General features: G+C 64.5%; 23 protein-coding genes and 1 pseudogene. 10 read left to right on the top strand and 14 right to left on the bottom strand.

The features are described from left to right. Window positions 1-230 precede the first annotated feature (230 nt). The 3 genes from OC450_RS00120 to OC450_RS00110 all read left to right on the top strand — a co-directional run bounded on the left by OC450_RS00120 (window position 231) and on the right by OC450_RS00110 (window position 1045). Entirely contained in the window at window positions 231-437 is a 207-nt protein-coding gene (locus tag OC450_RS00120) for a YdcH family protein (protein WP_027553252.1), read from the top strand. A 117-nt stretch (window positions 438-554) separates the two neighbouring features. After that, the gene (locus OC450_RS00115; RefSeq protein ID WP_211382248.1) at window positions 555-773 is read left to right on the top strand and encodes a hypothetical protein; all 219 of its coding nucleotides are present in this window, start codon (window positions 555-557) and stop codon (window positions 771-773) included. A 20-nt stretch (window positions 774-793) separates the two neighbouring features. Next, window positions 794-1045, top strand: coding sequence for a hypothetical protein (locus OC450_RS00110; RefSeq protein WP_211382247.1), 252 nt, complete (start codon window positions 794-796; stop codon window positions 1043-1045). A 59-nt stretch (window positions 1046-1104) separates the two neighbouring features. Here OC450_RS00110 and OC450_RS00105 read toward each other — a convergent pair whose 3' ends face one another. Beyond that, window positions 1105-1863, bottom strand: coding sequence for a GGDEF domain-containing protein (locus tag OC450_RS00105; RefSeq protein WP_211382246.1), 759 nt, complete (start codon window positions 1861-1863; stop codon window positions 1105-1107). 141 nt (window positions 1864-2004) lie between these two features. Between OC450_RS00105 and purE the strand changes: the two genes are divergently transcribed. Together purE and OC450_RS00095 are read left to right on the top strand one after the other, a co-directional pair. Beyond that, window positions 2005-2493 (top strand): 5-(carboxyamino)imidazole ribonucleotide mutase, encoded by a 489-nt coding sequence (gene purE, locus OC450_RS00100; RefSeq protein WP_211382245.1) that lies wholly within the window; start codon window positions 2005-2007, stop codon window positions 2491-2493. Beyond that, the gene (locus OC450_RS00095) at window positions 2490-3596 is read left to right on the top strand and encodes a 5-(carboxyamino)imidazole ribonucleotide synthase (RefSeq protein WP_211382244.1); all 1107 of its coding nucleotides are present in this window, start codon (window positions 2490-2492) and stop codon (window positions 3594-3596) included. The genes purE and OC450_RS00095 overlap by 4 nt, the downstream gene beginning before the upstream one ends. 36 nt (window positions 3597-3632) lie before the next feature. Here the strand turns inward: OC450_RS00095 and aqpZ are convergent, their stop codons facing one another. Continuing rightward, entirely contained in the window at window positions 3633-4355 is a 723-nt protein-coding gene (gene aqpZ, locus OC450_RS00090; RefSeq protein WP_211382243.1) for an aquaporin Z, read from the bottom strand. Between the two features lie 260 nt (window positions 4356-4615). On the opposite strand from aqpZ, the gene rpsU reads away from it, so the two are divergent. Both rpsU and OC450_RS00080 read left to right on the top strand, forming a co-directional pair. Then, entirely contained in the window at window positions 4616-4918 is a 303-nt protein-coding gene (gene rpsU / locus OC450_RS00085; RefSeq protein ID WP_071909764.1) for a 30S ribosomal protein S21, read from the top strand. A 126-nt stretch (window positions 4919-5044) separates the two neighbouring features. Beyond that, window positions 5045-5695: a tetratricopeptide repeat protein gene (locus OC450_RS00080; protein ID WP_211382242.1), complete on the top strand. Its 651-nt coding sequence runs from the start codon at window positions 5045-5047 to the stop codon at window positions 5693-5695. Between the two features lie 23 nt (window positions 5696-5718). Here OC450_RS00080 and OC450_RS00075 read toward each other — a convergent pair whose 3' ends face one another. From OC450_RS00075 to OC450_RS00020, 12 genes and pseudogenes are all read right to left on the bottom strand, one after another. Next, window positions 5719-6651 carry a hypothetical protein gene (locus OC450_RS00075; protein WP_262047223.1) on the bottom strand — a complete coding sequence of 311 codons (933 nt, stop codon included), beginning with the start codon at window positions 6649-6651 and terminating at the stop codon, window positions 5719-5721. Window positions 6652-6743: 92 nt separating this feature from the next. Beyond that, on the bottom strand, window positions 6744-7028 hold the full coding sequence (locus OC450_RS00070; protein WP_211382240.1) for a cupin domain-containing protein: 285 nt from the start codon (window positions 7026-7028) through the stop codon (window positions 6744-6746). An 84-nt stretch (window positions 7029-7112) separates the two neighbouring features. Next, entirely contained in the window at window positions 7113-8210 is a 1098-nt protein-coding gene (locus tag OC450_RS00065) for a calcium:proton antiporter (RefSeq protein WP_211382239.1), read from the bottom strand. A 141-nt stretch (window positions 8211-8351) separates the two neighbouring features. Then, window positions 8352-9833, bottom strand: coding sequence for a sodium:proton antiporter (locus OC450_RS00060; protein WP_211382238.1), 1482 nt, complete (start codon window positions 9831-9833; stop codon window positions 8352-8354). Beyond that, window positions 9787-10191 (bottom strand): annotated as a pseudogene (locus OC450_RS00055) (alpha/beta hydrolase); the annotation flags it as partial. The gene OC450_RS00060 and the pseudogene OC450_RS00055, both read right to left, overlap by 47 nt. A gap of 253 nt (window positions 10192-10444) precedes the next feature. Further along, a complete protein-coding gene (locus OC450_RS00050) occupies window positions 10445-11842 on the bottom strand; it encodes an NAD(P)(+) transhydrogenase (Re/Si-specific) subunit beta (RefSeq protein WP_211382237.1) in 1398 nt (465 codons plus the stop codon). Between the two features lie 38 nt (window positions 11843-11880). Next, a complete protein-coding gene (locus OC450_RS00045) occupies window positions 11881-12198 on the bottom strand; it encodes a proton-translocating transhydrogenase family protein (protein WP_211382236.1) in 318 nt (105 codons plus the stop codon). An 11-nt stretch (window positions 12199-12209) separates the two neighbouring features. After that, a complete protein-coding gene (locus OC450_RS00040) occupies window positions 12210-13337 on the bottom strand; it encodes a Re/Si-specific NAD(P)(+) transhydrogenase subunit alpha (protein WP_256805695.1) in 1128 nt (375 codons plus the stop codon). A gap of 134 nt (window positions 13338-13471) precedes the next feature. Next, window positions 13472-13624 carry an aa3-type cytochrome c oxidase subunit IV gene (locus OC450_RS00035; RefSeq protein ID WP_008546229.1) on the bottom strand — a complete coding sequence of 51 codons (153 nt, stop codon included), beginning with the start codon at window positions 13622-13624 and terminating at the stop codon, window positions 13472-13474. Window positions 13625-13720: 96 nt separating this feature from the next. Continuing rightward, complete coding sequence (locus tag OC450_RS00030) at window positions 13721-14113, bottom strand: type II toxin-antitoxin system death-on-curing family toxin (protein WP_211382234.1); 393 nt, start codon at window positions 14111-14113, stop codon at window positions 13721-13723. Between the two features lie 12 nt (window positions 14114-14125). Further along, the gene (locus tag OC450_RS00025; protein WP_211382233.1) at window positions 14126-14350 is read right to left on the bottom strand and encodes an AbrB family transcriptional regulator; all 225 of its coding nucleotides are present in this window, start codon (window positions 14348-14350) and stop codon (window positions 14126-14128) included. A gap of 113 nt (window positions 14351-14463) precedes the next feature. Beyond that, a complete protein-coding gene (locus OC450_RS00020; RefSeq protein ID WP_262046947.1) occupies window positions 14464-16416 on the bottom strand; it encodes a M3 family oligoendopeptidase in 1953 nt (650 codons plus the stop codon). 127 nt (window positions 16417-16543) lie between these two features. On the opposite strand from OC450_RS00020, the gene OC450_RS00015 reads away from it, so the two are divergent. The 3 genes from OC450_RS00015 (at window position 16544) to OC450_RS00005 (ending at window position 22523) form a co-directional block, all read left to right on the top strand. Next, on the top strand, window positions 16544-18040 hold the full coding sequence (locus tag OC450_RS00015) for a sigma-54-dependent transcriptional regulator (protein WP_262046946.1): 1497 nt from the start codon (window positions 16544-16546) through the stop codon (window positions 18038-18040). Between the two features lie 362 nt (window positions 18041-18402). Beyond that, on the top strand, window positions 18403-20613 hold the full coding sequence (locus OC450_RS00010) for a L,D-transpeptidase family protein (RefSeq protein WP_262046945.1): 2211 nt from the start codon (window positions 18403-18405) through the stop codon (window positions 20611-20613). Between the two features lie 287 nt (window positions 20614-20900). After that, on the top strand, window positions 20901-22523 hold the full coding sequence (locus tag OC450_RS00005) for a DUF882 domain-containing protein (RefSeq protein WP_262046944.1): 1623 nt from the start codon (window positions 20901-20903) through the stop codon (window positions 22521-22523). Window positions 22524-22633: the final 110 nt, after the last annotated feature.

The raw sequence follows: 22633 nt of genomic DNA, 5'->3' as shown, positions 1-22633 counted from the left end.
CATTTTTGAAAATTCATATGTAACGAACCGTGAGTAATGGAACCACACGGGAAAAATCCATGATATCAATGTGCTTGCGCGGTGCCGTAGCGAACCGCAGAAATATCTTGCGGGAGATCGGCGAGCAACGCTCGCAGATCGCTTGCGATCACCTCGCGCAAGGACGATAATTTCCACAGGGCATCCACAGCCTTAATCTCACGCCTTTCGGTTTTTCGGCCACCGCAGACATGACCAATGAAGACGAGCGCGAGCTCGAAGCCGAACTCGCCCGGTTGCAGCAGGAACACCGAGATCTCGATGCGGCGATCGATGCACTGCATCAATCGCCTGCCCCCGACCTGTTGCGGTTGCAGCGACTGAAGAAGCGCAAGCTGTTGTTGCGCGACCGTATCGCGTTCATCGAAGACCAGATCACGCCCGACATCATCGCCTGATCCACAGGGACAATTTTTGCGGCGGCTCGCCGCATGTGAATCCGCTTGACTCCAAAAGAACAAAATAAGAACATCCGGGAGCCCTACGCCCCCAGGAAACCGCCCAAGGAAAAGCAGATGCCGGCAACCGCCCTTCTCGACAACGGCCATTATGAACAAGCCTGCGATCAGGCGATCGCGATGTGCGACGGCAATCTTCGCAGCACCATCAAGGCGCTGATCATGGCCAATGAATATCTCGAGGCCGAACTCGAGGAATTGCAGGCGGCGATTTCCGCCGGCTGCATTCCGGAGACCTCGCGCAGCAAGATGCGGAGCAACAGCAGCGCCGCCTGATCCAAGCTCGGAGCAACGCCATGTCGGACGTGACCTACTACGTTGCAATGCCCTTCCTGATCGATACCGACGGATCGCCGGTGGCGGGCGCCGCCGAGGAATGCCAGAGCTCGACGGCCGCGTTGCGGCGCGCCGAGATCTTGTCGCGCGGTCCCGGCCACATCGGTGCCGTCGCGTTCAGCCGCAGCGGCGATCCGATGACCGGCGAATTCGGTGACGCCACGTTGCTGCGCAAATTCGGCAACGTGCCGGAAGACCTGGCCACGCTGTGAAGACCTGGCCACGCTGTGAAGGCCTGGCTACGCAGTGAATATCTGGCCACGCTGTAAGATCAGCTGCTGACCAGCCTGATCCGCGGCTCGTGCCGCCGGTGCGCCTTGCGCACATACATGGCGGCATCCGCCTCCTCCAGGGCGCGGCTCGCGTCTGACTGCGCCCCCAGCAGCGCGACGCCGGCGGAGGCGCCCGCGCTCACATGCTGACCGCGAAAGACGAAGGACAATTCGTCGATTGCCTGCTCGAAGGCCGCGGCCTTCGCCTTGGCGTCGGTCTCGCTGAGGTTCCAGAGCAGCAGCGCGAACTCGTCGCCGCCGAGCCGGCCGACCACGTCCGAGGCGCGGACCTGCCGCTTCAGCGCAGTGGCAATCGTCTTCAGCACCTCGTCGCCTGCGGCATGACCGAAGGAATCGTTGATCGGCTTCAGACGATCGACGTCGAGCACGATCAGCGCGCCGCTGGCGCGATACCGTTTCATGTAGGCGATGGCGCGCGCGAGCTCGCGTTCGAAGCCGCGACGGTTCGGAATCTCGAGCAGGAAATCGGTGTCGGCGGCCGCCTCGAGTTCCGCGACCCGCTGCAGGGCCCGCTTGAGTTTGCTCCGCAGGCCGCGGACGACCTTGGCGCCGTTGTCGGCCGACGCTTCGCGCCGCGCCGCCTTGGCCGGACGCTTGGCAAGAGGCTTCGCAAGACTCTTGGCAGCACTCTTGGCAGGACTCTTGGCAAGGCGCTTGGGGGCGGCTTTGGAGCGGCTGACGCCGGTCTTCGGGCCCTTTTTGGCCTTCGCAGCGTTCGCCCTTTTTGGTTTCTTCATGGGCTTCCTGCTCAATGAAGGCTTGCGGGGATTCACCAAGACAGGATAGTGCATTCCCTTCTCCTTGCCATCGCCTTGCGAGCCGCCGGCCGGAACCGTTAATCTGGCCTATCCTTCTATTTTTTGGGCACAATTGACGTCATGACCGCGCCGATCGCCATCATCATGGGAAGCCAGTCGGACTGGGAGACGATGCGGCATGCCGCCGACACGCTTGCCGCGCTCGGCGTTGCCGCCGACACCCGCATCGTTTCCGCCCACCGTACCCCCGACCGGCTGTTTACGTTCGCCAAGGGCGCCAAGGTGGCCGGTTACAAGGTCGTCATCGCCGGCGCCGGCGGCGCTGCGCATCTGCCCGGCATGGCGGCGGCCCTGACGGAACTGCCCGTGTTCGGCGTTCCCGTCGAATCCAGGACGCTCAAGGGCATCGATTCGCTCTATTCGATCGTCCAGATGCCCGCGGGCATCCCGGTCGGCACCCTCGCCATCGGCAAGGCCGGTGCGATCAATGCGGCGCTGCTGGCGGCCTCGGTGCTGGCATTGTCCGACCCGGCTTTGTCCGATCGCTTGGTCGCCTGGCGCAAGGCGCAGACCGATGCGGTTGCCGAGCGCCCGGAGGACAAGGCGTGACCGACTCGAAGCAGGTGAAGCTGAAACCCGGCGACACCATCGGAATCCTCGGCGGCGGACAATTGGGGCGGATGCTGGCCATGGCGGCGGCGCGGCTCGGCCTGCGCTGCCAGGTGTTCTCGCCCGATCCGGACTCGCCGGCCTTCGACGTCGTCCTGAACGCGACCTGCGCCGAATATGCCGATGTCGAGGCACTCGAGCTGTTTGCGAACGACGTCGACGTCATCACCTACGAATTCGAGAACGTGCCGTCCGCGGCGGCGATGGTGCTGGACGCGCGCCGCCCGGTGCTGCCCAACCGCAAGGTCCTGGAGACCACGCAGGACCGGCTCGCGGAGAAGGACTTCGTGACGCGGCTCGGCATCGGCACCGCAGACTATGCCGACGTCACGTCCGTCGCGTCGTTGCGCGAGGCGATCGTCCGGATCGGCCTCCCGGCCGTGCTGAAGACCCGCCGCTTCGGCTACGATGGCAAGGGCCAGGCCATCATCCGCGAGGGCGACGACATCGCCAAGGTCTGGACCAGCCTCGGGACCAAGCAGGCTATCCTGGAAGCCTTCGTGCCGTTCGAGCGCGAGATCTCCGTGATCGCCGCGCGCTCGGCCACGGGTCAGGTCGAATGCTTCGACGTCACCGAGAACGAGCACCGCGACCACATCCTGAAGATATCGCGCGCGCCCGCGCTCATACCGGACGCCCTTGCGGAAGAAGCGCGCAGCATCGCCGGCAAGATTGCCAGCGCGCTCGACTATGTCGGCGTGCTCGCGGTGGAGATGTTCGTGCTCGCCAATGGCACCGGCCCGAAGGTGCTGGTCAACGAGATCGCCCCGCGCGTGCACAATTCCGGACACTGGACGCTTGACGGCGCGTCCGTCTCGCAATTCGAGCAGCACATCCGCGCCATCGCCGGCTGGTCGCTCGGCAAGCCCGTGCGCCATGGCGAAATGGTCACCATGACCAATCTGATCGGCGACGAGATCAACGACTACGACAAGTGGCTGTCCGTGCCCGGCGCCACGGTGCACATCTACGGCAAGGGTGCACCGCGCCCCGGCCGCAAGATGGGCCACGTCACCGAGGTCAGGCCGACGAAAGGCAAGTAACGGGACCGCAGCAGATGCAGCGATCCCGCTTTGCAATCACGCCGTCTTTGCGCCCGCGACGATGCCGGCGGGCTCCTCGCTGAGCCAGCGATAGATCGCCCCGCCCAGCGCGCCGCCGATCAGGGGCGCGACCCAGAACAGCCAGAGCTGCGCTGTCGCCCAGCCGCCGACGAACAGTGCGGGACCGGTACTGCGTGCCGGGTTCACCGAGGTGTTGGTGACGGGGATGCTGACGAGATGGATCATCACCAGTGCGAGCCCGATCGCCAGCGGCGCGAAGCCCACGGGCGCCCGGCCGTGGGTGGCGCCCATGATGATGAACAGGAACATCATGGTCATCACGACCTCGGTGAGGAAACACACGATCATGCTGTACTGGCCGGGCGAATGGGCATCGTAACCGTTGGACGCAAAGCCCTTGGTGACGTCGAAGCCGGGAGCTCCACTTGCGATGATGTAGAGGAGCCACGCGGCCACGATCGCGCCGGCCACCTGCGCGATCACATAAGGCAGGATCTGTCCGGCCGGAAAACGCCCGCCGGCCGCAAGACCGACGGTGACAGCCGGGTTGAGATGGCAGCCGGAGATGTGCCCGATCGCATAGGCCATGGTGACCACGCTCAGCCCGAATGCGAGGGAGACACCGACCAGACCGATGCCGACCTGCGGAAAGCCGGCTGCGATCACCGCGCTCCCGCAACCTGCGAATGTGAGCCAGAAGGTGCCGATAGCCTCGGCCGCGTATTTTTTCATATCCATGGTCGTCCCCTGCTTTCAAAGATTCCGGAACGAAGCTCCGGAAACGGCCCCACCCTTGGCGTCGAATCTCCCAAATCGGGGCCGCGCGGAGCTATTTTTGCCTCATTTAATGGCTGAACTTGGCCCGAAAGCCCGCTTGGCCGGTGGACATCCCACGTTTTGTCTGATACATCCGCGCCCTCAAGGTTAAGGGCTTGTGCGTTTCGCCATCCCCTTTGACTTACCAGAATTCAAATCTGATCCACTGAAGAGGATGCCGCGTGCAGGTTCTCGTTCGCGATAACAATGTCGATCAAGCCCTCAAGGCGCTGAAGAAGAAGATGCAGCGTGAGGGTATTTTCCGCGAGATGAAGCTCCGCGGTCACTACGAAAAGCCCTCCGAGAAGAAGGCCCGTGAAAAGGCCGAAGCCGTGCGTCGCGCACGCAAGCTGGCCCGCAAGAAGCTCCAGCGCGAAGGCCTGCTGCCGATGAAGCCGAAGCCGGTGTTCGGCGCCGGTCCCGGCGGTGATCGCGGTGGTCGTAGCGGCCCGGGTGCAGGTGCAGGTCCGCGCGGACCGCGCTGATTTACCGGGTTTAGCAAGACTTCAGTTTTCGATGACGCGGGCCCCAGGCCCGCGTTATTGTTTTGTGAGGGGTGCCTTTCTGGGACAGGGCACTACCGATGCGGCACGAGCGCGAGCGAACCGTAGATGGCCTCCCCTTTCCCCGAGCACCGCTTGGCGCGGTTACGCCAGATCTGGCAGCCGCCGCTCGTGCTGGCTTTGTTGGGGATGGTGCTGTGCGGCTGCTCCTTCGACCTGGGATCGCTGATGCCGGAGAAGGACAAGCCACAGGAGGCGCCCAAGGCGGCCGCCACCGCCGAGAGCGCCGTCAGCCCCGGCAACGTCAGCGAAGCCCAGGCCCTTACGGCAAAGGCCCAGGCCCTGGCAAAGTCCGGCGAGACGGCGGCGGCGCTCGATGAGTTCAATCGCGCGGTCGGGCTCGATCCCTACAATGCGCAGGCGCTCTATGGTCGCGCCCTGATCTATCAGGGCAGCAACCAGCACGACTTCGCGATCGCCGATTTCAGCGCGGCGAGCGGGCTCAACCCGCAGAAGGTGGAGCCGCTGCTCGGGCGCGCCACCAGCTACCTCGCCCTCGGCAAGGTCAAGGAGGCCGCGGCCGATCTCGATGAGGCCTCCGAGGCCGATCCGCTCAATGCCCAGGTCTGGACCACGCGCGGACAGGCCTATGAACGGCTGGGCGACAGGACCAAGGCGGCCGCGTCCTACACCAAGGCAGTCTCGCTCCGACCGCGCGACGACACCGCGCGCAGCGGCCTCGCCCGCGTCGGCGGCTGACGACTTGGCGCAGCGGCGCCGTCTTAATCCGGGGTGACGCTCTTCGGCAGAACGGAATGGAACATGGACTTGACGCCCGACAGCATGTCGTCGGCGACATTGGTCTTCGGCCTCGGCATGGACGCGCCGGCATCGGCGCGCAGATCCAGCGGCGGGGCGATCATCGGGACGGGAATGTCAGCCGGCGGCGTCAGCCGATTCGGGTTCTCGCCGCCTACCGAGGCCGTGTAAGGGGGGGGTGCCTGCGACGAGTCGTTATTGCCATAGGCCTCAGGTGCGGGGGTCGAGACCGTGATCGGCGGTGGCAACGGGCGCACCATGGACGGCTCCGTCGCCACGACACGCGGCGCCTCCGGGGTGCGGGCCGCGTCCCGGACCGCAAACTCAGGGGCCTTCTCGGACGACTTCGTCTCGGTTGATTTGGCCTCGGCGGCTTTGCCCTCAGGCGACTTGCGCAGGCGCTCGATCGCCGCACGCACGAGATCGTTGGCGTCGGGCGTCGCGGCCGGAGCGGCAGCCGCCGAATTGGCCTCGACCACCGGGGCGGCGGGAGCAGGCGCAGTGACGGACGGGGTTGACTTGGCGAGCGCCTTCTCGCGCGCGGACGGCTTGCCGCGCGGGGCAGCCTCGGTCGGTGCCACGTCCGCAATAGCCTTCTCGGTCGTCTTGTCAGCCGACTTATGCTCAGCACCCGACTGGTCGGCAGCCTTCTCGGCCGCCGGCTTGTCCGTCACGCTCTTCTCGGAGATGCCTTTCGCCTTCACGCCGGGTGCCGGGAGGTTGGCCACAGCGGCGGGCTTGCCGTTCTTGCCGGCCTCGGCGGGCGCCATCACGGCCGCGGGCGCATCCGCCGCCGGCTTGGCGTTGATGTAATGATTGACGATGTACGCCCCGATGATCGTCGCGAGCACCGAAGGGAAGATATCCATCGAGATTTTAGCGATGTATTTCAGCATTCCGGCCACTCCCCGCGCGATCTGATGCGGGAACTTTGGGGCATTGTAAGGGATCAACTGCGACGGATCGATGGCAAAGGGTAACGCCGGACTTACGGCTTCAGCTCGATCTCAAGGAACACGATCTCGGTTGCGGTTTCGTTAAGCACGTCGTGCTGGACGCCGGCCTTGCGAAAGTAGGATTTTCCAGCCGCGAGCTGAGCCCTGGACCGCTCGCCATTGGGCGCCACGATGGTCATCTCCCCCGCCACCACGGGAACAATGACGTAGTCCATGCCGTGGGTGTGATGCCCGGTGGCGCTGTTCGGAGCAAGCCGCCACTCGGTCACCCGAACCTGCTCGTTGTCGACCTGAACCTCTGACTTGGCGGCAAGCATTGGAACTCTCCTTACGGCAGGATCCGGAAAGAAGGTTTTCCGGAAAGATCATGCCCAGACAATAGCCTAAAGCGCGACCGCGCTTTAGGGCACGAAAACCATGAACACGTAGACGGCAAATACCACCATATGGACCAGCCCGAACAGGACATTGGTCCTGCCTGTACCGAAGGTCAGCATGCTCAGGAAGAAAGTCAGGAGCAAAAGCACACTGCCCTGGTCGCTGAGGCCGAGCTCGAGCTCCTTGTCGAGCGCGTAGGTGGCGACGCCGACGGCCGGGATGGTCAGCCCGATCGTCGCCAGCGACGAGCCGAGCGCGAGATTGATGCTCTTCTGGAGGTCGTTCTTGCGGGCCGCCGAGACCGCTGCGACGCCTTCCGGCATCAGGATCAGGAGCGCGACCAGAAGTCCGGCAAAGGCAGGCGGCGCGCCGATCCTGGCCGCGACGGCGTCGACCACCAGGGAGAATTTCTTGGCCAGCAGCACGACCGCCAGCAGCGCAATCAGCAGCAGCACGACGCTGAGCACCAGGGTCCGGCCCGACGGATGCGCCTCGCCGCTCCCACCATCCGCCCGTTCGTGGACGAAGTAATCCTTGTGCAGCACGGTCTGGGTGTAGAGAAACACCCCATACAGCGCGAGCGTGACCACGTCGACGAAGCCGAGCTGAACCGCCGAATAGACCGGGCCCGGCGTGGTGGTCGTGTAGTTCGGCATGATCAGGGTGATGGTCGCGAGCGCGAACAGCACGCTGAGATAGACGTTGGCCCCCGAGAGCTGAAAACCCTGCTCGCGATAGCGCAGGCCGCCGATGAAGATGCACAGCCCGACGAGGCCATTGCAAACGATCATGACCACGGCGAACACGGTGTCGCGCGCCAGTGCCGGGGCAGGCTTGTCGCCCAGCATGATCGTGGTGATCAGCGCCACCTCGATGATGGTCACCGAGAGCGTCAGCACCAGGGTGCCATAGGGCTCGCCGACCCGTTCGGCGATCACTTCGGCATGATGAACCGCGGCGAAAACCGTGCCGAACAGGATGACCAGGAGCACGAGGGCGAAGACGAGCCCGCCGAACGACAGCGTGAACACGTAGCCCGTGGCGCTGACGGCCGCGAACAGCAGCACGGCCAGTGCCGGAAAGACCCAGGCCGACCGGGGCATCGGATCATGCGCGCTCATCCATCGGCTCCAATTATGTCCAGCATGACCCGGAAACGTGTGCCGCGGTTCTCCGAAAAGATCATGCTCGATCGAAAAAGGCTGAGGTGCGATGAAAGTTCATCACACCTCAGCCGAGCAGTAGCAAATCGGGCGGCAGATTCAATGCCAGTGCAGGATCGGCGCGACCGGCAGCAGCGTCAGCAGCAGGAACAGCGGGATCAGCACGGCACCGGCGCGCAGGAGATAGCCGAAAAAGCTCGGCATCTCGATGCCGTTCTCGCTGGCGATGCTGCTCACCATGAAGTTCGGCGCATTACCGATATAGGTGAGCGCGCCCATATAGACCGCGCCCATGGAGATGGAGGCGAGCGTGCCCGAAAGCTGATGCATCAGCACTTGCGGGTCGCCTCCGGCGAGTTCGAAGAACAACAGATAGGTCGGCGCATTGTCGAGGAACGCCGACATCAGGCCGGTGAACCAGAAATAGGCAACCTCGCGCGGCGTGCCGTCCGGCGCGGTCACGGCCGACAACAGCCAGGCAAACGCGCCGTGATGGCCGGCATCGAGCATCGCAATGACCGGGATGATCGCGACAAAGATGCCGGCGAACAGTTTCGCGACTTCGCGGATCGGCTCCCAGGTGAAGCCGTTGGCCTGCCGGTGCTCCTCCGGCGTCAGCCACACCGACAGGGCCGCAATGGCCAGCAGCGCCGCGTTGCGGGCGATGTCTTCCAGCTCCATCGTGGTTCCGAGAACGTCGAAGGCGACGCCGGGCTTCCACATCGCCGAGGCCAAGAGGCTCGCCACGATGGCTGCGATCAGCACCAGGTTGACGAGGCCGCGGATTCGGACCGGCTTGGTGGGACCTGTATCGCCCGGCGGCGGCTCGCTGCGGAAGTGCCAGACGTCGACGGCGACGAAGATCGCCAGCAGCAGTCCGGCGACGATCGCCGTCTGCAGCCAGATGGTCCGCGTGGTCCAGAAGAAGTCGATGCCGTGCAGAAAGCCGACGAACAGCGGAGGATCGCCGAGCGGGCTCAGCGCGCCGCCGACATTGGCGACCAGGATGATGAAGAAGATGACGACGTGGGCGTTGTGGCGCCGTGGCCGGTTGGCGCGGATCAAGGGGCGGATCAGGATCATGGCCGCCCCCGTGGTGCCGACGATGCTCGCCATCAGCGTGCCGAGCGCGAGGATGCCGGCATTCGCCGCCGGCGTCGCCTTGATGTCGCCCGTGACGAGGATGCCCCCTGCCACGACATAGAGCGAGAACAACAACACGATGAAGCCGAGATATTCGGCGAGCATGGCGTGAACGAGCGCGGCCAGCGTCGCCATGCTCCCGGCAAGGATGACGAGCAAGGCCAGTGCCAGCAGCGACCAGGCCGCGGCGATCTTGCCGTAATGATGGTGCCAGAATTTTGCAAACAAAAGCGGCCCGAGCGCGATCGACAGCAGCAGGCCGGCAAACGGCAGCGCGTAGGGCCAACGCATCGCCGCGCCGTCGAGCCCGGTCGCCGCCCATGCGTGCTGCGGCAGCAGCACGACAAGGATCGCGGTGATCAAACCGGTCCCGCGCCAAACAACAGGCCGTCTAGGAAGCAATGAAGCGCCTCGCCTTTTCGATCGCACCGAAAGCATCGAGATTGTCGTGTCCGCCGCCCGCAAAGCGAACGAACTGCTTCGGTTCATGCGCGAGCGCGAACCGACGCTCTCCGAACACGATCGAAATGGCAAGGTCATTGGTGCCATGCATGACCAATAGCGGCACAGTGACGCGCGCGATGCGGTCGTCGGAGTGGAATGGATCGCGCATCAGCAGGCGGACCGGAACGAACCAGAACGTCAAAGCTGCAACGTCGACCGTCGACGTATAGGGAGCTTCCAGGATGAGTTTTCCAGCGAGATGCTCCGAGGCGATCGCGACTGCCACGCCCGTCCCGAGCGAAAAGCCCCAGGCGACGATTCGTTCCGCCGCGTAGCGCGCGGTGCGACGGGCGGGATCGGAAACAGCATCCCGCGCTGCCTGACATACAGCACGAGAAGACCGGCGCAATAGCCGGTCACGAGCAGGATGGTGATCCACTTGACCATGGTCATGACGATGCGGCCCGGTCCCCGGTTCAGGACTTGGCACCGCTCCGCAGCCATTTCATGACATCGGGCCACATGACATCGGGCTGGAGTCTCGCTGGAACGTCACCCCAGCCGCACGCCGCCTCGTGAGCGGCGTGCCATGCGACGCGCTGGCGCTACATCGCCTTGACGATGTTCTCGGTGACCTTCTTGGCGTCGCCGAGCAGCATCATGGTGTTGTCGCGATAGAACAGCGGATTGTCGATGCCGGCGTAACCCGAGGCCAGCGAGCGCTTGATGAACATCACGGTGCCGGCCTTCCAGACCTGGAGCACGGGCATGCCGTAGATCGGCGAGGTCTTGTCCTCCTCGGCCGCCGGATTGGTGACGTCGTTGGCGCCGATCACGAAGGCGATGTCGGCCTGCGCGAATTCGGAGTTGATGTCCTCGAGCTCGAACACCTCGTCGTAGGGCACATTGGCTTCGGCCAGCAGCACGTTCATATGGCCGGGCATGCGGCCGGCGACCGGGTGAATGGCGTACTTCACCTCGACGCCTTCCTTCTTCAGGATGTCGCCCATTTCGCGCAGCGCATGCTGGGCTTGCGCCACCGCCATGCCGTAGCCGGGCACGATGATGACCTTCTGCGCGTTCTTCATGATGAAGGCCGCGTCGTCCGCCGAGCCGAGCTTGGCGGGCTTCTGCTCGCCCGTAGCCCCGCCCGCTGCGGCGGTCTCGCCGCCGAAGCCGCCGAGGATGACCGAGATGAAGGACCGGTTCATCGCGTGGCACATGATGTAGGACAGGATCGCACCGGACGAGCCCACCAGCGCGCCGGTGATGATCAGCGCGGAATTGCCGAGGGTGAAGCCGATGCCGGCCGCGGCCCAGCCGGAGTAGGAGTTCAGCATCGAGATCACGACCGGCATGTCGGCGCCGCCGATCGGGATGATCATGAGCACGCCGAGCGCCAGCGCGATGATGACGATCAGCCAGAAGTCCACTGCGCTGCCGGTCAGCACGAGGCCGACGATGAAGACCACCAGGGCCACGGCAAGCGCGATGTTGATGACATGGCGGAACGGCAGGATGATCGGCGCCCCGCTCATGCGCGCGGACAGCTTCAGGAACGCGATCACCGAGCCGGTGAAGGTCAGCGCGCCGATGGCGACGCCGAGCGACATCTCGACCAGGCTCTGCGGATGGATGTTGCCGGGGCTGCCGATATCGAAGGCCTCGGGCGCGTAGAACGCGCCGGCGGCGACCAGCACCGCGGCCATGCCGACCAGCGAGTGGAAGGCGGCGACCAGTTCCGGCATCGAGGTCATCGGCACGCGGCGCGCAACGACCGCACCAATGCCACCGCCGATCGCGATGCCGACGATGACGAGAAGCCAGGCAAGGCCATCCGCCGGCGGATGGTTGGCAAGGGTGGTGGCGACCGCGATCGCCATGCCGATCATGCCGAACAAATTGCCCTGGCGCGACGTGGCCGGGCTCGACAAACCTCGCAGCGACAGGATGAACAGCACACCCGCCACGAGATACAAGACTGCAGACAGATTGGCGCTCATCTCAGGTCCCCATTCGCCAGTTCACCCCGAGGTGACGCTTACTTGGCCTTCTTCTTGTACATCCCCAGCATGCGCTGGGTGACAAGGAAGCCGCCGAAGATATTGATGCAGGCAAAGATCAGCGCCACGAAGCCGAAGGCTCGGGCCCAGCCCGAGCCGCTCGAAACATTCGCAACCCCGCCGGCGAGCAGCGCACCGACCACGATCACCGAGGAGATCGCGTTAGTCACGCTCATCAGCGGCGTATGCAGCGCGGGCGTGACCGACCACACCACGAAATAGCCGACGAAGACGGCGAGAACGAAAATCGACAGCCGGAAGACGAAGGGGTCGACGACCTGTGCAATGTGCTCCATGGCGGCTCTCCTTAAGCTTTCGGCTGGAAGTTCGGGTGGATCACGGCGCCGTCCCTGGTCAGCGCGGTGGCCTTGACCAGTTCGTCGTCCCAGTTCACGGCGAGCTTCTGCTCCTTCTTGTCGACCATGGTCTCGATGAAGGAGAACAGATTGCGCGCGTAGAGGCTGGAGGCCGAGGCAGCGACGCGGCCGGCGACGTTGGTGTAGCCGACGATCTTGATGCCATCGAGGTCGACGACCTCGCCGGGCCTGGCGCCCTCGACATTGCCGCCGCGCTCGACGGCGAGATCGACCAGCACCGAACCCGGCTTCATCGACTTGACCATCTCGGCGCTGACGAGCTTCGGCGCGGGCCGGCCCGGGATCAGCGCCGTCGTGATCACGATGTCCTGCTTCTTGATGTGCTCGGCGGTGAGCGCGGCCTGCTTGGCCTGGTATTCCTTCGACATCTCCTTGGCGTAGCCGCCGGCGGTCTGCGCATTCTTGAATTCCTCGTCCTCGACGGCGAGGAATTTCGCACCGAGCGATTCCACCTGCTCCTTGGTCGCGGGCCGCACGTCGGTCGCGGTGACGATGGCGCCGAGACGGCGCGCGGTCGCGATCGCCTGCAGGCCGGCGACGCCGACGCCCATCACGAACACTTTTGCCGCGGGCACCGTGCCGGCCGCGGTCATCATCATCGGGAAGGCGCGGCCGAAGGCCTCGGCGCCCTCGATCACGGCGCGGTAGCCGGCAAGGTTCGCCTGCGAGGACAGCACGTCCATCACCTGCGCGCGCGTGATGCGCGGCATCAATTCCATCGCGAAGGCGGAGACGCCGGCATCGGCGATCGTCTTCAGCGCGGCCTCGTTGCCATAGGGGTCCATGATGGCGATGACGAGCGCGCCGCGCTTGTACTGCGAAAGCTCGGAGGCTTCGGGGCGCTTCACCTTGATGATGATGTCGGCGTCCTTCAGCGCGTCGGCGCTGACGGTGGCGCCGACCGCGGTGAATTCGGAATCCGGCAGGCCCGACTTGAGACCGGCGCCCGGCTCGACGGCGATCTCGGCGCCCAGCGCCTTGAACTTCTTCACCGTATCAGGCGAAGCGGCGACGCGCGGCTCCGACGGATCGATTTCCTTGGCAACGGCGATCTTCATAGGCCCTCCGGCGACGCGGAAAAGCGCGCACGCAACTTAGCGTCACTCCCGCAACGTTGGATACCGGTTTTCAATCCGGCTTGATTGCAAATTTTCTGGGCACCGACGACGCTGGCGGTGCGGTAGGCGATGGATCAGGTCAGGAAGATCGCCATCAGGATCACGATGAGCGCGACGGAAACCGTGCCGTACTTCACCAGCTTGATGAAGCCCTCATAGGTCTGCTCATGGGCAACGTAGTCGTTGCCGTCGGCCGTGGTGTAGGCCACTTCGCTATGGTCAGCCATGGATTGTCCCCCGTCGAAAGTCGAATTCCCGGCTGGCAATAGCGCAAACCGCCGGGCAGGGCAACGGCGGCCAGGCGCGGTTTCACGCAAATCAGGTCATTTGGAATCCAGATTGTCGCGGATCCAGCGAGTGAGGCTCTGCTCGCTGACTTCGCCAGCGGCGAGCGAGAGGATGATGGTGGTCGCCTCCGCAGGATCGGGACTGAAGGCAACACCGTTCTTGTGGAGGAAGACCATCAACGCCATGAAGGCGATGCGCTTGTTACCGTCGACGAATGCGTGGTTTTTCGCAAGACCGAATGCATATGCCGCAGCAAGCTCTTCCAGCGGGGCCTGCTCATAGCGCCATTTGATCGGCCGCTCCAACGCTGAACGCAACATTCCTTCGTCGCGCAATCCCGGCGCACCGCCAAAGCGCCGGAGTTGTCGACCATGAATTGCCACAGCCTGCTCGTAGGTGATCCAGAGCGGCTCCTCGGGCTCGCTCATTTAAACGAGCCCTTACTTCGCGAGCGCCGCGAGAGTGTCGCGATATTTGTCCATGATCTCGTCGGCGATTTCCATCGTCCGCTCGAAATCGGGATCATACGGCAGCAACTGGAAACCACCGCCGGACAATTCCACGATGTGGAGTTGCTGTCCACGCTTGAGATCGAGCCGCTGCATCAACTCGCGCGGCAGCAACAGACCATCCGAATTGCCGATTTTCCTGATCTCGATCTTCATGACTTCCCGCCCGCTCGCACGTTATACATCTGTATAACATCGGTCGGACGGAAGTTCAACAAATGTTTTACTAGCCTTCCGCTGGCGCCAGGACTGAGCCCAGCCCCCCGCCCTCAGCCCATCGCCTCCAGCTCATCGATCATACCTGCGATGACCGACAGCCCCCCGTCCCAGAATTTCGGATCCTTGGCATCGAGGCCGAACGGCCGCAGCAGCTCGGAATAGTGCTTGGTGCCGCCGGCGGCGAGCATGTCGAGATAGCGTTCGGCAAAACCCTCGGCCGCGTTCTCGTAGACGGCGTACAGCGAGTTCACGAGACAATCGCCGAAGGCATAGGCGTAGACGTAGAACGGCGAATGGATGAAGTGCGGGATGTACATCCAGTAGTTCTCGTAGCCCGCCTTGATCTCGATCGCCGGCCCGAGGCTCTCGCCCTGCACCGAGAGCCAGATCTCGCCAAGCCGCGTTGCCGTGAGCTCGCCGTTCTTGCGCTCGGTGTGGACCGCGCGCTCGAAGGAATAGAACGCGATCTGCCGCACCACGGTGTTGATCATGTCCTCGACCTTGCCGGCGAGCAGCGCCTGGCGCTGCTTTGCGCTCTTGGTCTGCGCCAGCAACCGGCGGAAAGTCAGCATCTCCCCGAACACGCTTGCGGTCTCGGCCAGCGTCAGCGGCGTCGGCGCCATCAGCGCGCCGTTCCTGGCGGCCAGAACCTGGTGCACGCCATGGCCGAGTTCGTGCGCAAGCGTCATCACGTCGCGCGGCTTGCCCTGGTAATTCATCAGCACATAGGGGTGGGCCGACGGCGTGGTCGGATGCGAGAAGGCGCCCGGCGCCTTGCCGGGCCGCACCGGCGCATCGATCCAGCGGTCGGTGAAGAAGCGCTCGGCGATATCGGCCATTTTCGGCGAGAAGCCGCGATAGGCCGTGAGCACCATGCTTCGCGCGTCGGGCCAGCCGATGATGTCGGTCGCCGCAAACGGCAGTGGCGCGTTGCGGTCCCAATAGGCCAGCCGTTTCTTGCCGAACCACTTCGCCTTCAGCCCGTAATAGCGATGCGACAGCTTTGGATAGGCCGCACGCACCGAAGCGACCAGCGCATCCACCACTTCGCGCTCGACGCGATTGTTGAGATGGCGAGAATCCGCGACGTCCTTGAAGCCGCGCCAATTGTCGGAGATGTCCTTGTCCTTGGCGAGCGTGTTGGTGATCAGCGCAAAGGTGCGCTCATTGGCCTTGAAGGTTTTGGCCAGCGCTTCCGCAGCGCTCTTGCGCTTGGCGCCGTCGCGGTCCTGCAACAAATTGAGCGTCGGCTCGATCGCGAGCTCCCTGGCCCCGACCTTGAAGCGCAAGCCCGAGATGGTCTGGTCGAACAGCCGGTTGAAGGCGGAATAGCCGGTCTGCGACTTCTCCAGGAAGAGCTGCTCGAGCTTGTCGTCGAGCTGATACGGCTTCTCCTTGCGCAGATCCTCGATCCAGGGACGGTAGTGCGCGAGCTCGGCGGCCTGCATCGCACGGTTCAAGATATCGTCATCGACACGATTGAGCTCGAGCGCGAAGAACAGCAGATGCGTGGACGCGGTCGTCAGCCGCTCAGAGACATCACCGTAAAACTTTGAAATCGCAGGGTCCACGCTGTCGCCGGCATGGACGAGACCGGCATAGGAGCCGAGACGGCCGGCCAGATCGTCGATCGCCTCATAGCGTCGCACGGCGCCCGCGAGCCATTTTCCGCCATCTTCATTTGCTGTGCCTGTCGCGAGCTTGCCCTTGTAGTCGGTCTCGAACGCGACGCAATCGGCATCCATCTTCTCGAGATCGCGCGCCACTTCCGGCGCATCGATCCCGGAATAGAGATCGGCGAGGTTCCACTCCGGAAGCTTGCCGGTCTTGATCGCAGGCTTGGCGCGTGAAGATTTGGCGCGTGAAGGTTCGGCGCGTGAAGGTTTGGAGGGCTTTGCCTTGGCAGCGGATTTCTTGGTGCTCGGCTTGCGGACGGCGGCTTTGCTCGGAACGGGCTTCTTGAGAGCAGGCTTTTTAACGGCAGACTTGGAGCGCGAATTCATTGTTTGGGAAACCTGTGTTCAACAATCGCGACGGCGGGCGGGGGCATCAAGGTTTAAGAGTGCGTTAATCGGCTTCGGCCAGAGTGCCCCGATTCGAGACAGATAGTAGTAGCGTGCGGGGAACACCATGGCTGCCAGTATTTTGATCGCCGACGACGACGCTGTAGCCCGCCGGCTGGTCGAGAACATGGTGCAGAAATGCGGCTATGAGACGGTCGTCGTGGACTCCGGCGACGCCGCGATCGCCGCCCTCACCGCCCCTGACGCACCGGCCATCGACGGCGTCATCCTCGATCTCGTGATGCCCGGGCTCGACGGCATGGGCGTGCTGGCGAAAATCCGCGAAGCGGGCCTCAGCATCCCCGTCATCGTGCAGACCGCCCATGGCGGCATCGACAACGTGATCTCGGCGATGCGCGCGGGCGCGGCCGACTTCGTCGTCAAGCCGGTCGGCCTGGAGCGGCTTCAGGTTTCTCTGCGCAATGCGCTCAACGCATCCGCGCTCAAGGGCGAATTGCAGCGCATCCGTCACAGCCGCGAGGGCCGGCTGACCTTCTCCGATATCATCACCCGCGCCGAGGCGATGGCGGGCGTGATGCGGACCGCGCAGAAGGCGGCAGGCTCGTCGATCCCCGTGCTGATCGAGGGCGAGTCCGGCGTCGGCAAGGAGATGTTCGCGCGCGCCATCCATGGCAGCGGCGAGCGCAAGGCAAAGCCGTTCGTCGCGATCAATTGCGGCGCCATCCCCGACAACCTCGTCGAGTCCATCCTGTTCGGTCACGAGAAGGGTGCCTTCACCGGCGCCACCGAACGCCACACCGGCAAGTTCGTCGAAGCTCATGGCGGCACGCTGTTTCTGGACGAAGTCAGCGAGCTGCCGCTGGCCGCGCAGGTCAAGCTGCTCCGCGCGCTCCAGGAAGGCGCGGTCGAGGCGGTTGGCGGACGCAAACCGGTCAAGGTCGACGTCCGCATCATCTCGGCGACCAACCGCAGGCTGCTGGAGCGGGTGAAACAGGGACATTTCCGGGAAGACCTGTTCTATCGCCTGCACGTGCTGCCGCTGACGATCCCCTCGCTGCGCTCCCGGCGCGAGGACATCCCGCATCTGCTCCGGCATTTCCTGGCGCGCTTTGCCGCCGAGGAGAACCGTCCCATCACCGGCATCAGCGGCGAGGCCGTCGCACACCTGGCCCAGCTCGACTGGCCCGGCAACATCCGCCAGCTCGAAAACGCGGTCTACCGCGCCGTGGTCATGAGCGACGGTGACCAGCTTGGCCTTGCCGACTTCCCCCTTCTCACGTCGCAGCCGCATCACGCGACGGAGATTCCGACCGCGCCGCTGATGCTCGAGCCGATCGCGGCGCCCTCCGTGGTGTCAGGAAATGAAATACCGATTGCGCCGTTCCCCCTGACGGGAACCCTCCCCATGCTGACCGCGACCGGCGACGTCCGCCCGCTGGAGGAGATTGAGAACGAGATCATCCGTTTCGCGATCTCGCATTACCGCGGCCAGATGTCCGAGGTCGCCCGCCGCCTCAAAATCGGCCGGTCCACCCTCTACCGCAAACTCGACGAGGCCGGGGTTCCCGGCCATGGCGGCAAAAGCGGTGAGGAGACGCACTGAGCCTGATGCGAACGGAGGTTCGTTCGGCCGGTGCTCGGCGACTGTAAGCCGTTCGCATGACGACAGAATTCGACTGCGGCGTGAACCGTGACTTGGAAGTGACAGACACAGGGAAAAGCGCGTGGCAGAGACGCACAATCCGTTGCAAACGGGCTTCCTTGAAGTCAGTTTGTCGTGAGTTGTCCCGGGTAGCGCTGGCTGCGAAATCGGGGCCTGTATATCGTCTGCGTAGGATTCGTCTCCGTAGGAATCGTTGCGTGCAGGCGTGCAACTTTCGAGAGGCCGGCGCAGTTTAGCCGAAGCTCAATAGACGATAACGAAGCTGTTCCACGAGGGACAGTTCACCCGAGGGGTGCGACACAATGCGTGACTGTTTGAACCACCGTGCAGGCCTCGACCGTGTCCTGATGACGGTCGCTGCGACCTTCCTCACGGTATCGGCCAGCTCAGCCTTGGCCCAGGATCAGGCGCGCAGCAGCGCTGCCGAGCTTGCGATCGAAGCCGCGATCCCGCGCCCCGAGCCCGCAAACGTCCCGCCTCCGACCCCCTCCGACATCAAGCTCGACGCCACCGCCACGGTTCAGGAACCGGCCAAGGAAGCTGCGAAGGAGCCCGTCAAGGCGGAAGCCGCGCCGGCCCCGGACAAGGTCGAGACCAAGCCTTCCGACGTCGCCACAACGCCTGCCGAGGCGCCGAAGAGCGAGACGGCGAAGACTGAACCAGCGAAGACCGAGCCTGCCAAGATTGAGCCTGCCAAGGCCGACACCGCGACCACAACGCCGGCCGCGCCCGCCACGGCAGCTGCTCCGGCCTCGGAGCCGGTCAAGGCCGCGAGCAATGTTCCCGCCGCCGACCAGCCGGTCGCCGACAAGCTCAAGGACATCATCGGCGCCAAGACCTCGCGCCATTTCGACCGCAAGAACGAGCGCGCCGCCGTCGAGAAGTTCTACGGCGCACGCGACTTCGCGCCGGTCTGGACGCAAGCCGGCAGCCTGACCGCTGCGGCCAAGGGCGTGATCGCGCGGCTGAAGGACGCGGCCTCCGACGGCCTCAACCCGGCCGACTATCCGGTGCCGGATTTCGCTGCCGCGACGAGCCCCGACGCGCTCGCCGATGCCGAGCTCAAGCTCACCGCCAGCATGTTCGACTATGCGCGCCAGGCCCAGAGCGGCCGCATGCACTGGTCGCAGGTCAGCGGCGACATCCTCTATCCCGAGCATCCGGTCGACCCGAACGAGGTGCTCGCCAAGATCACGACCGCGACGGACGCCTCCGCTGCGCTCGACAGCTACAACCCGCCGCAGAAACTCTACAAGGAGCTGAAGGCCAAGCTCGCGGAGCTCCGCGGCCAGGGCAACGGCCCGGTGATCGAGATCGCCGATGGTCCCGCGCTGAAATACACCCCGGCCCGCGGCAAGAAGCAGGCTGAAATCGTCGTCGAAGATCCGCGAGTGCCGCAGCTCCGTGCCAAACTTGGCATCGCCGAGAACGCGAGCGACACCCGGTATGACGCGACGGTCGCCGAAGCCGTGCGGAAATTCCAGACCAGCGCCGAGATGAAGGCGACCGGCATCCTCGACGACAAAACCGTCAAGGCGATCAACACCCCGAAGCGCGACAAGCAGATCGACGTGGTGCAGGTGAACATGGAGCGCTGGCGCTGGCTGCCGCGCGACCTCGGCGTGCCCTCGCTGGGCGATGCCTATGTCATCCTCAACATTCCCGACTACACGCTGAAGGTCATGCAGCGCGGCCAGCAGGTCTGGACCACCCGCGTCGTGACCGGCAAGCCGGGCACGCACGCGACCCCGCTGCTCACCGAGACGATGAAGTACATCACGGTCAATCCGACCTGGAACGTGCCGCCCTCGATCGTCTACAACGAATATCTGCCGGCGCTTCAGCAGGACCCGACCGTGCTGCAGCGCATGGGCCTCAAGCTCGAGCAGAACCGCGACGGCTCGGTGCACATCTCGCAGCCGCCGGGCGAAGCCAACGCGCTCGGCCGCATCCGCTTCAACTTCCCCAACAAGTTCCTGGTCTATCAGCACGACACGCCGGACAAGAACCTGTTCGCCAGGGACGAGCGCGCCTTCAGCCATGGCTGCATGCGCGTGCAGAATCCGGATCAGTACGCCTCCGTCCTGCTCAACATCACCATGCCGAACGAGAAGTACACGCCGGAGCGCGTGCGCAGCATGTACGGCAAGAGCGAGGTCGACCTGAAATTCCCGACCCCGATCCCGGTCAACATCACCTATCAGACCGCGTTCGTGGATGACGCCGGCAAGCTGCAATTCCGCAAGGACGTCTATGGCCGCGACGCGACCATGATCAACATCCTGAAGAACGGCCGCGGCAAGGATCTCGAGAACGTGGTGGCGCACTCCCAGCCCAGCTATTCGCGTCCGTCGACGACGCTGCCGCCCGGCGTGGCGGTGGCCAACAACGGCGGCGGCTTCGGCTCGTCCGGCCCGAACTTCTTCGAGCGGCTGTTCGGGGCTCCGACGACCCCGCCGCCGCCGGCTCCGGTCGGCCGCCGTACGCAGCAACAGCGGGTGTTCACCCGCTGAGCCGGGCCGGCCCGGCGTCTGTTTTTTGAAATTCTGCAATAAAATCAGCGACCTCATCCTCTGGATGGGGTCGCTTAACGTTAACCATTCTCCATCCGACCTCGGGCAGCGGGCGTTTTTTTGCCACACTCAGCCGGTTAGGTTCGTATTCTGACTTGGTTTGGGGGCGGGAAGGTCAACCTCAAATTAACCTTCTCGCTTTAACAAAGCGTTCATCCTCTTTCGCGCGCTAACGGGGTTGGCGGGAGAGTCCATTTTGAACGCTGGTCGACTGGGTGGGCTCTAACGTGCTGACTGGTCTCGCACGCCAATTCGCTGTGCTGTCGTTGTCCCATGCGGGAGTGAAGGCCGGATCCCGGATCGGCCTTGCTTCCGTATTGCTGTTTGCTGCCGCGGGTTCGGTTCATGACGCGGCGGCGCTGAACGAAACCAAGACGCTCTCGTTCCACCACACCCATTCCGGCGAAGACCTCACCGTCACCTTCAAGCGCGAAGGGCGCTACGACGAAACGGCGCTGAAGCAGCTCAACCACTTCCTGCGCGACTGGCGCACCCAGGACGAGACGGTCATGGACCGTCACCTCTTCGACATCCTCTGGGAAGTCTATCGCGACGTCGACGCCAAGCAGCCGATCCAGATCATCTCCTCCTACCGCTCCCCTGCCACCAACGCCATGCTCCGCCGCCGCTCCTCCGGTGTGGCGCGCTTCAGCCAGCACATGCTGGGGCATGCGATGGACTTCTACATTCCGAACGTGCCGCTGGAGCAGATCCGCTTCGCCGGACTGCGCCTCCAGCGCGGCGGCGTCGGCTTCTATCCGACCTCCGGCTCGCCCTTCGTGCATCTGGACACCGGCAGCATCCGGCACTGGCCGCGCATGACGCATGACCAGCTCGCCCGCGTCTTCCCGGACGGCCGCACGGTGCATGTCCCGGCCGACGGCACGCCGCTGAAGGGCTATGAGCTCGCCAAGGCCGACATCGAGCGCCGCGGTAGCGGCGACGATTCCGGCAGCAAGCCGAATTTCTTTGCCGCATTATTCAGGGGCAAGTCGGCTCCGGCCGCCACGAGCAGCGACGAGGATGACGAGGGCGCGCCCGCCGCGAGCGCGAAGCCAGCCGCGCCGACCGTGGTCGCCGCCGCAGCCAGGCCCGCCGATCCGGTGCCGACGCCGCGCGCCAAGCCGTCAGTGGCCGCCACGATCCAGCTCGCTTCGGCCGATGCGCAGATCGTCGCGCCGCCCAGGCCGAAGCCCGCGCCCGTGGCTGACAAGCCGGCAGCCGGCAGACCTGCCGACAGCAAGCCCGAGACCCCCGCCGACATCATCAATGCCCGCGGTTTCTGGGACACCCCGGCCACGCCGCAGCAGGCGACGCCGGCGCAGATCGCCGCGCTGAAGGCACGTCAGGCGCTTGCTTCCGCCACCGATCCGCAAGCAACCGCGAGCGTCTCCAACGCGGCCTATCAGGCGCTGGCCTATGCGCCGGCGTCCGCATCGCCGGTCGACCGCGTCAACGTCGTCGCTGCCTCCGCGCCGATCCCGCGCTCCGGTCGCCCCGCCTCCGCGGCGCGCAACCTTGCGCCCGCGACCGAGATCAACACGGTGGTCGGCAAGCGCATCGACGGCATGGTCGCGACCGCGACCCGGCTCTCCGCGGCCAAGGGCGAGAGCATCTGGCTCAAGATCGTGATGCTGTCGCCGAGCGCCAGCCGCGCGATGTCCGTCACGCTGATGGGCGAGCTCGACACCGCCGCAATGCGCGCCTACTTCGTCAAGCCGCAGTCCGTGATCGCCGTGGGGTTTGTCGACGATCCGATGCAGGGCATGTCCTGCGACAGTTTCACGGGCACTGCGACCGCAAAGCTCGAGACGACGTCGTTCGTCATGCGGACGGCTTCGCTGCGCTGACGTCTTGGAGCGATGCTAAAGCGCGATGAGATTGGGATGAATCGTCATCGCGCTTTATTGTTTGAGCATGATCTTTTCGGAAAACCGCTTCGCACTTTTCCGGATCATGC

Origin of the sequence: Bradyrhizobium sp. Bra78 (assembly GCF_024519855.1) — a bacterium.
In the GTDB taxonomy this organism is placed as follows: Bacteria; Pseudomonadota; Alphaproteobacteria; order Rhizobiales; family Xanthobacteraceae; genus Bradyrhizobium; species Bradyrhizobium japonicum_G.
This window is presented reverse-complemented; position numbering and strand designations above follow the sequence as displayed.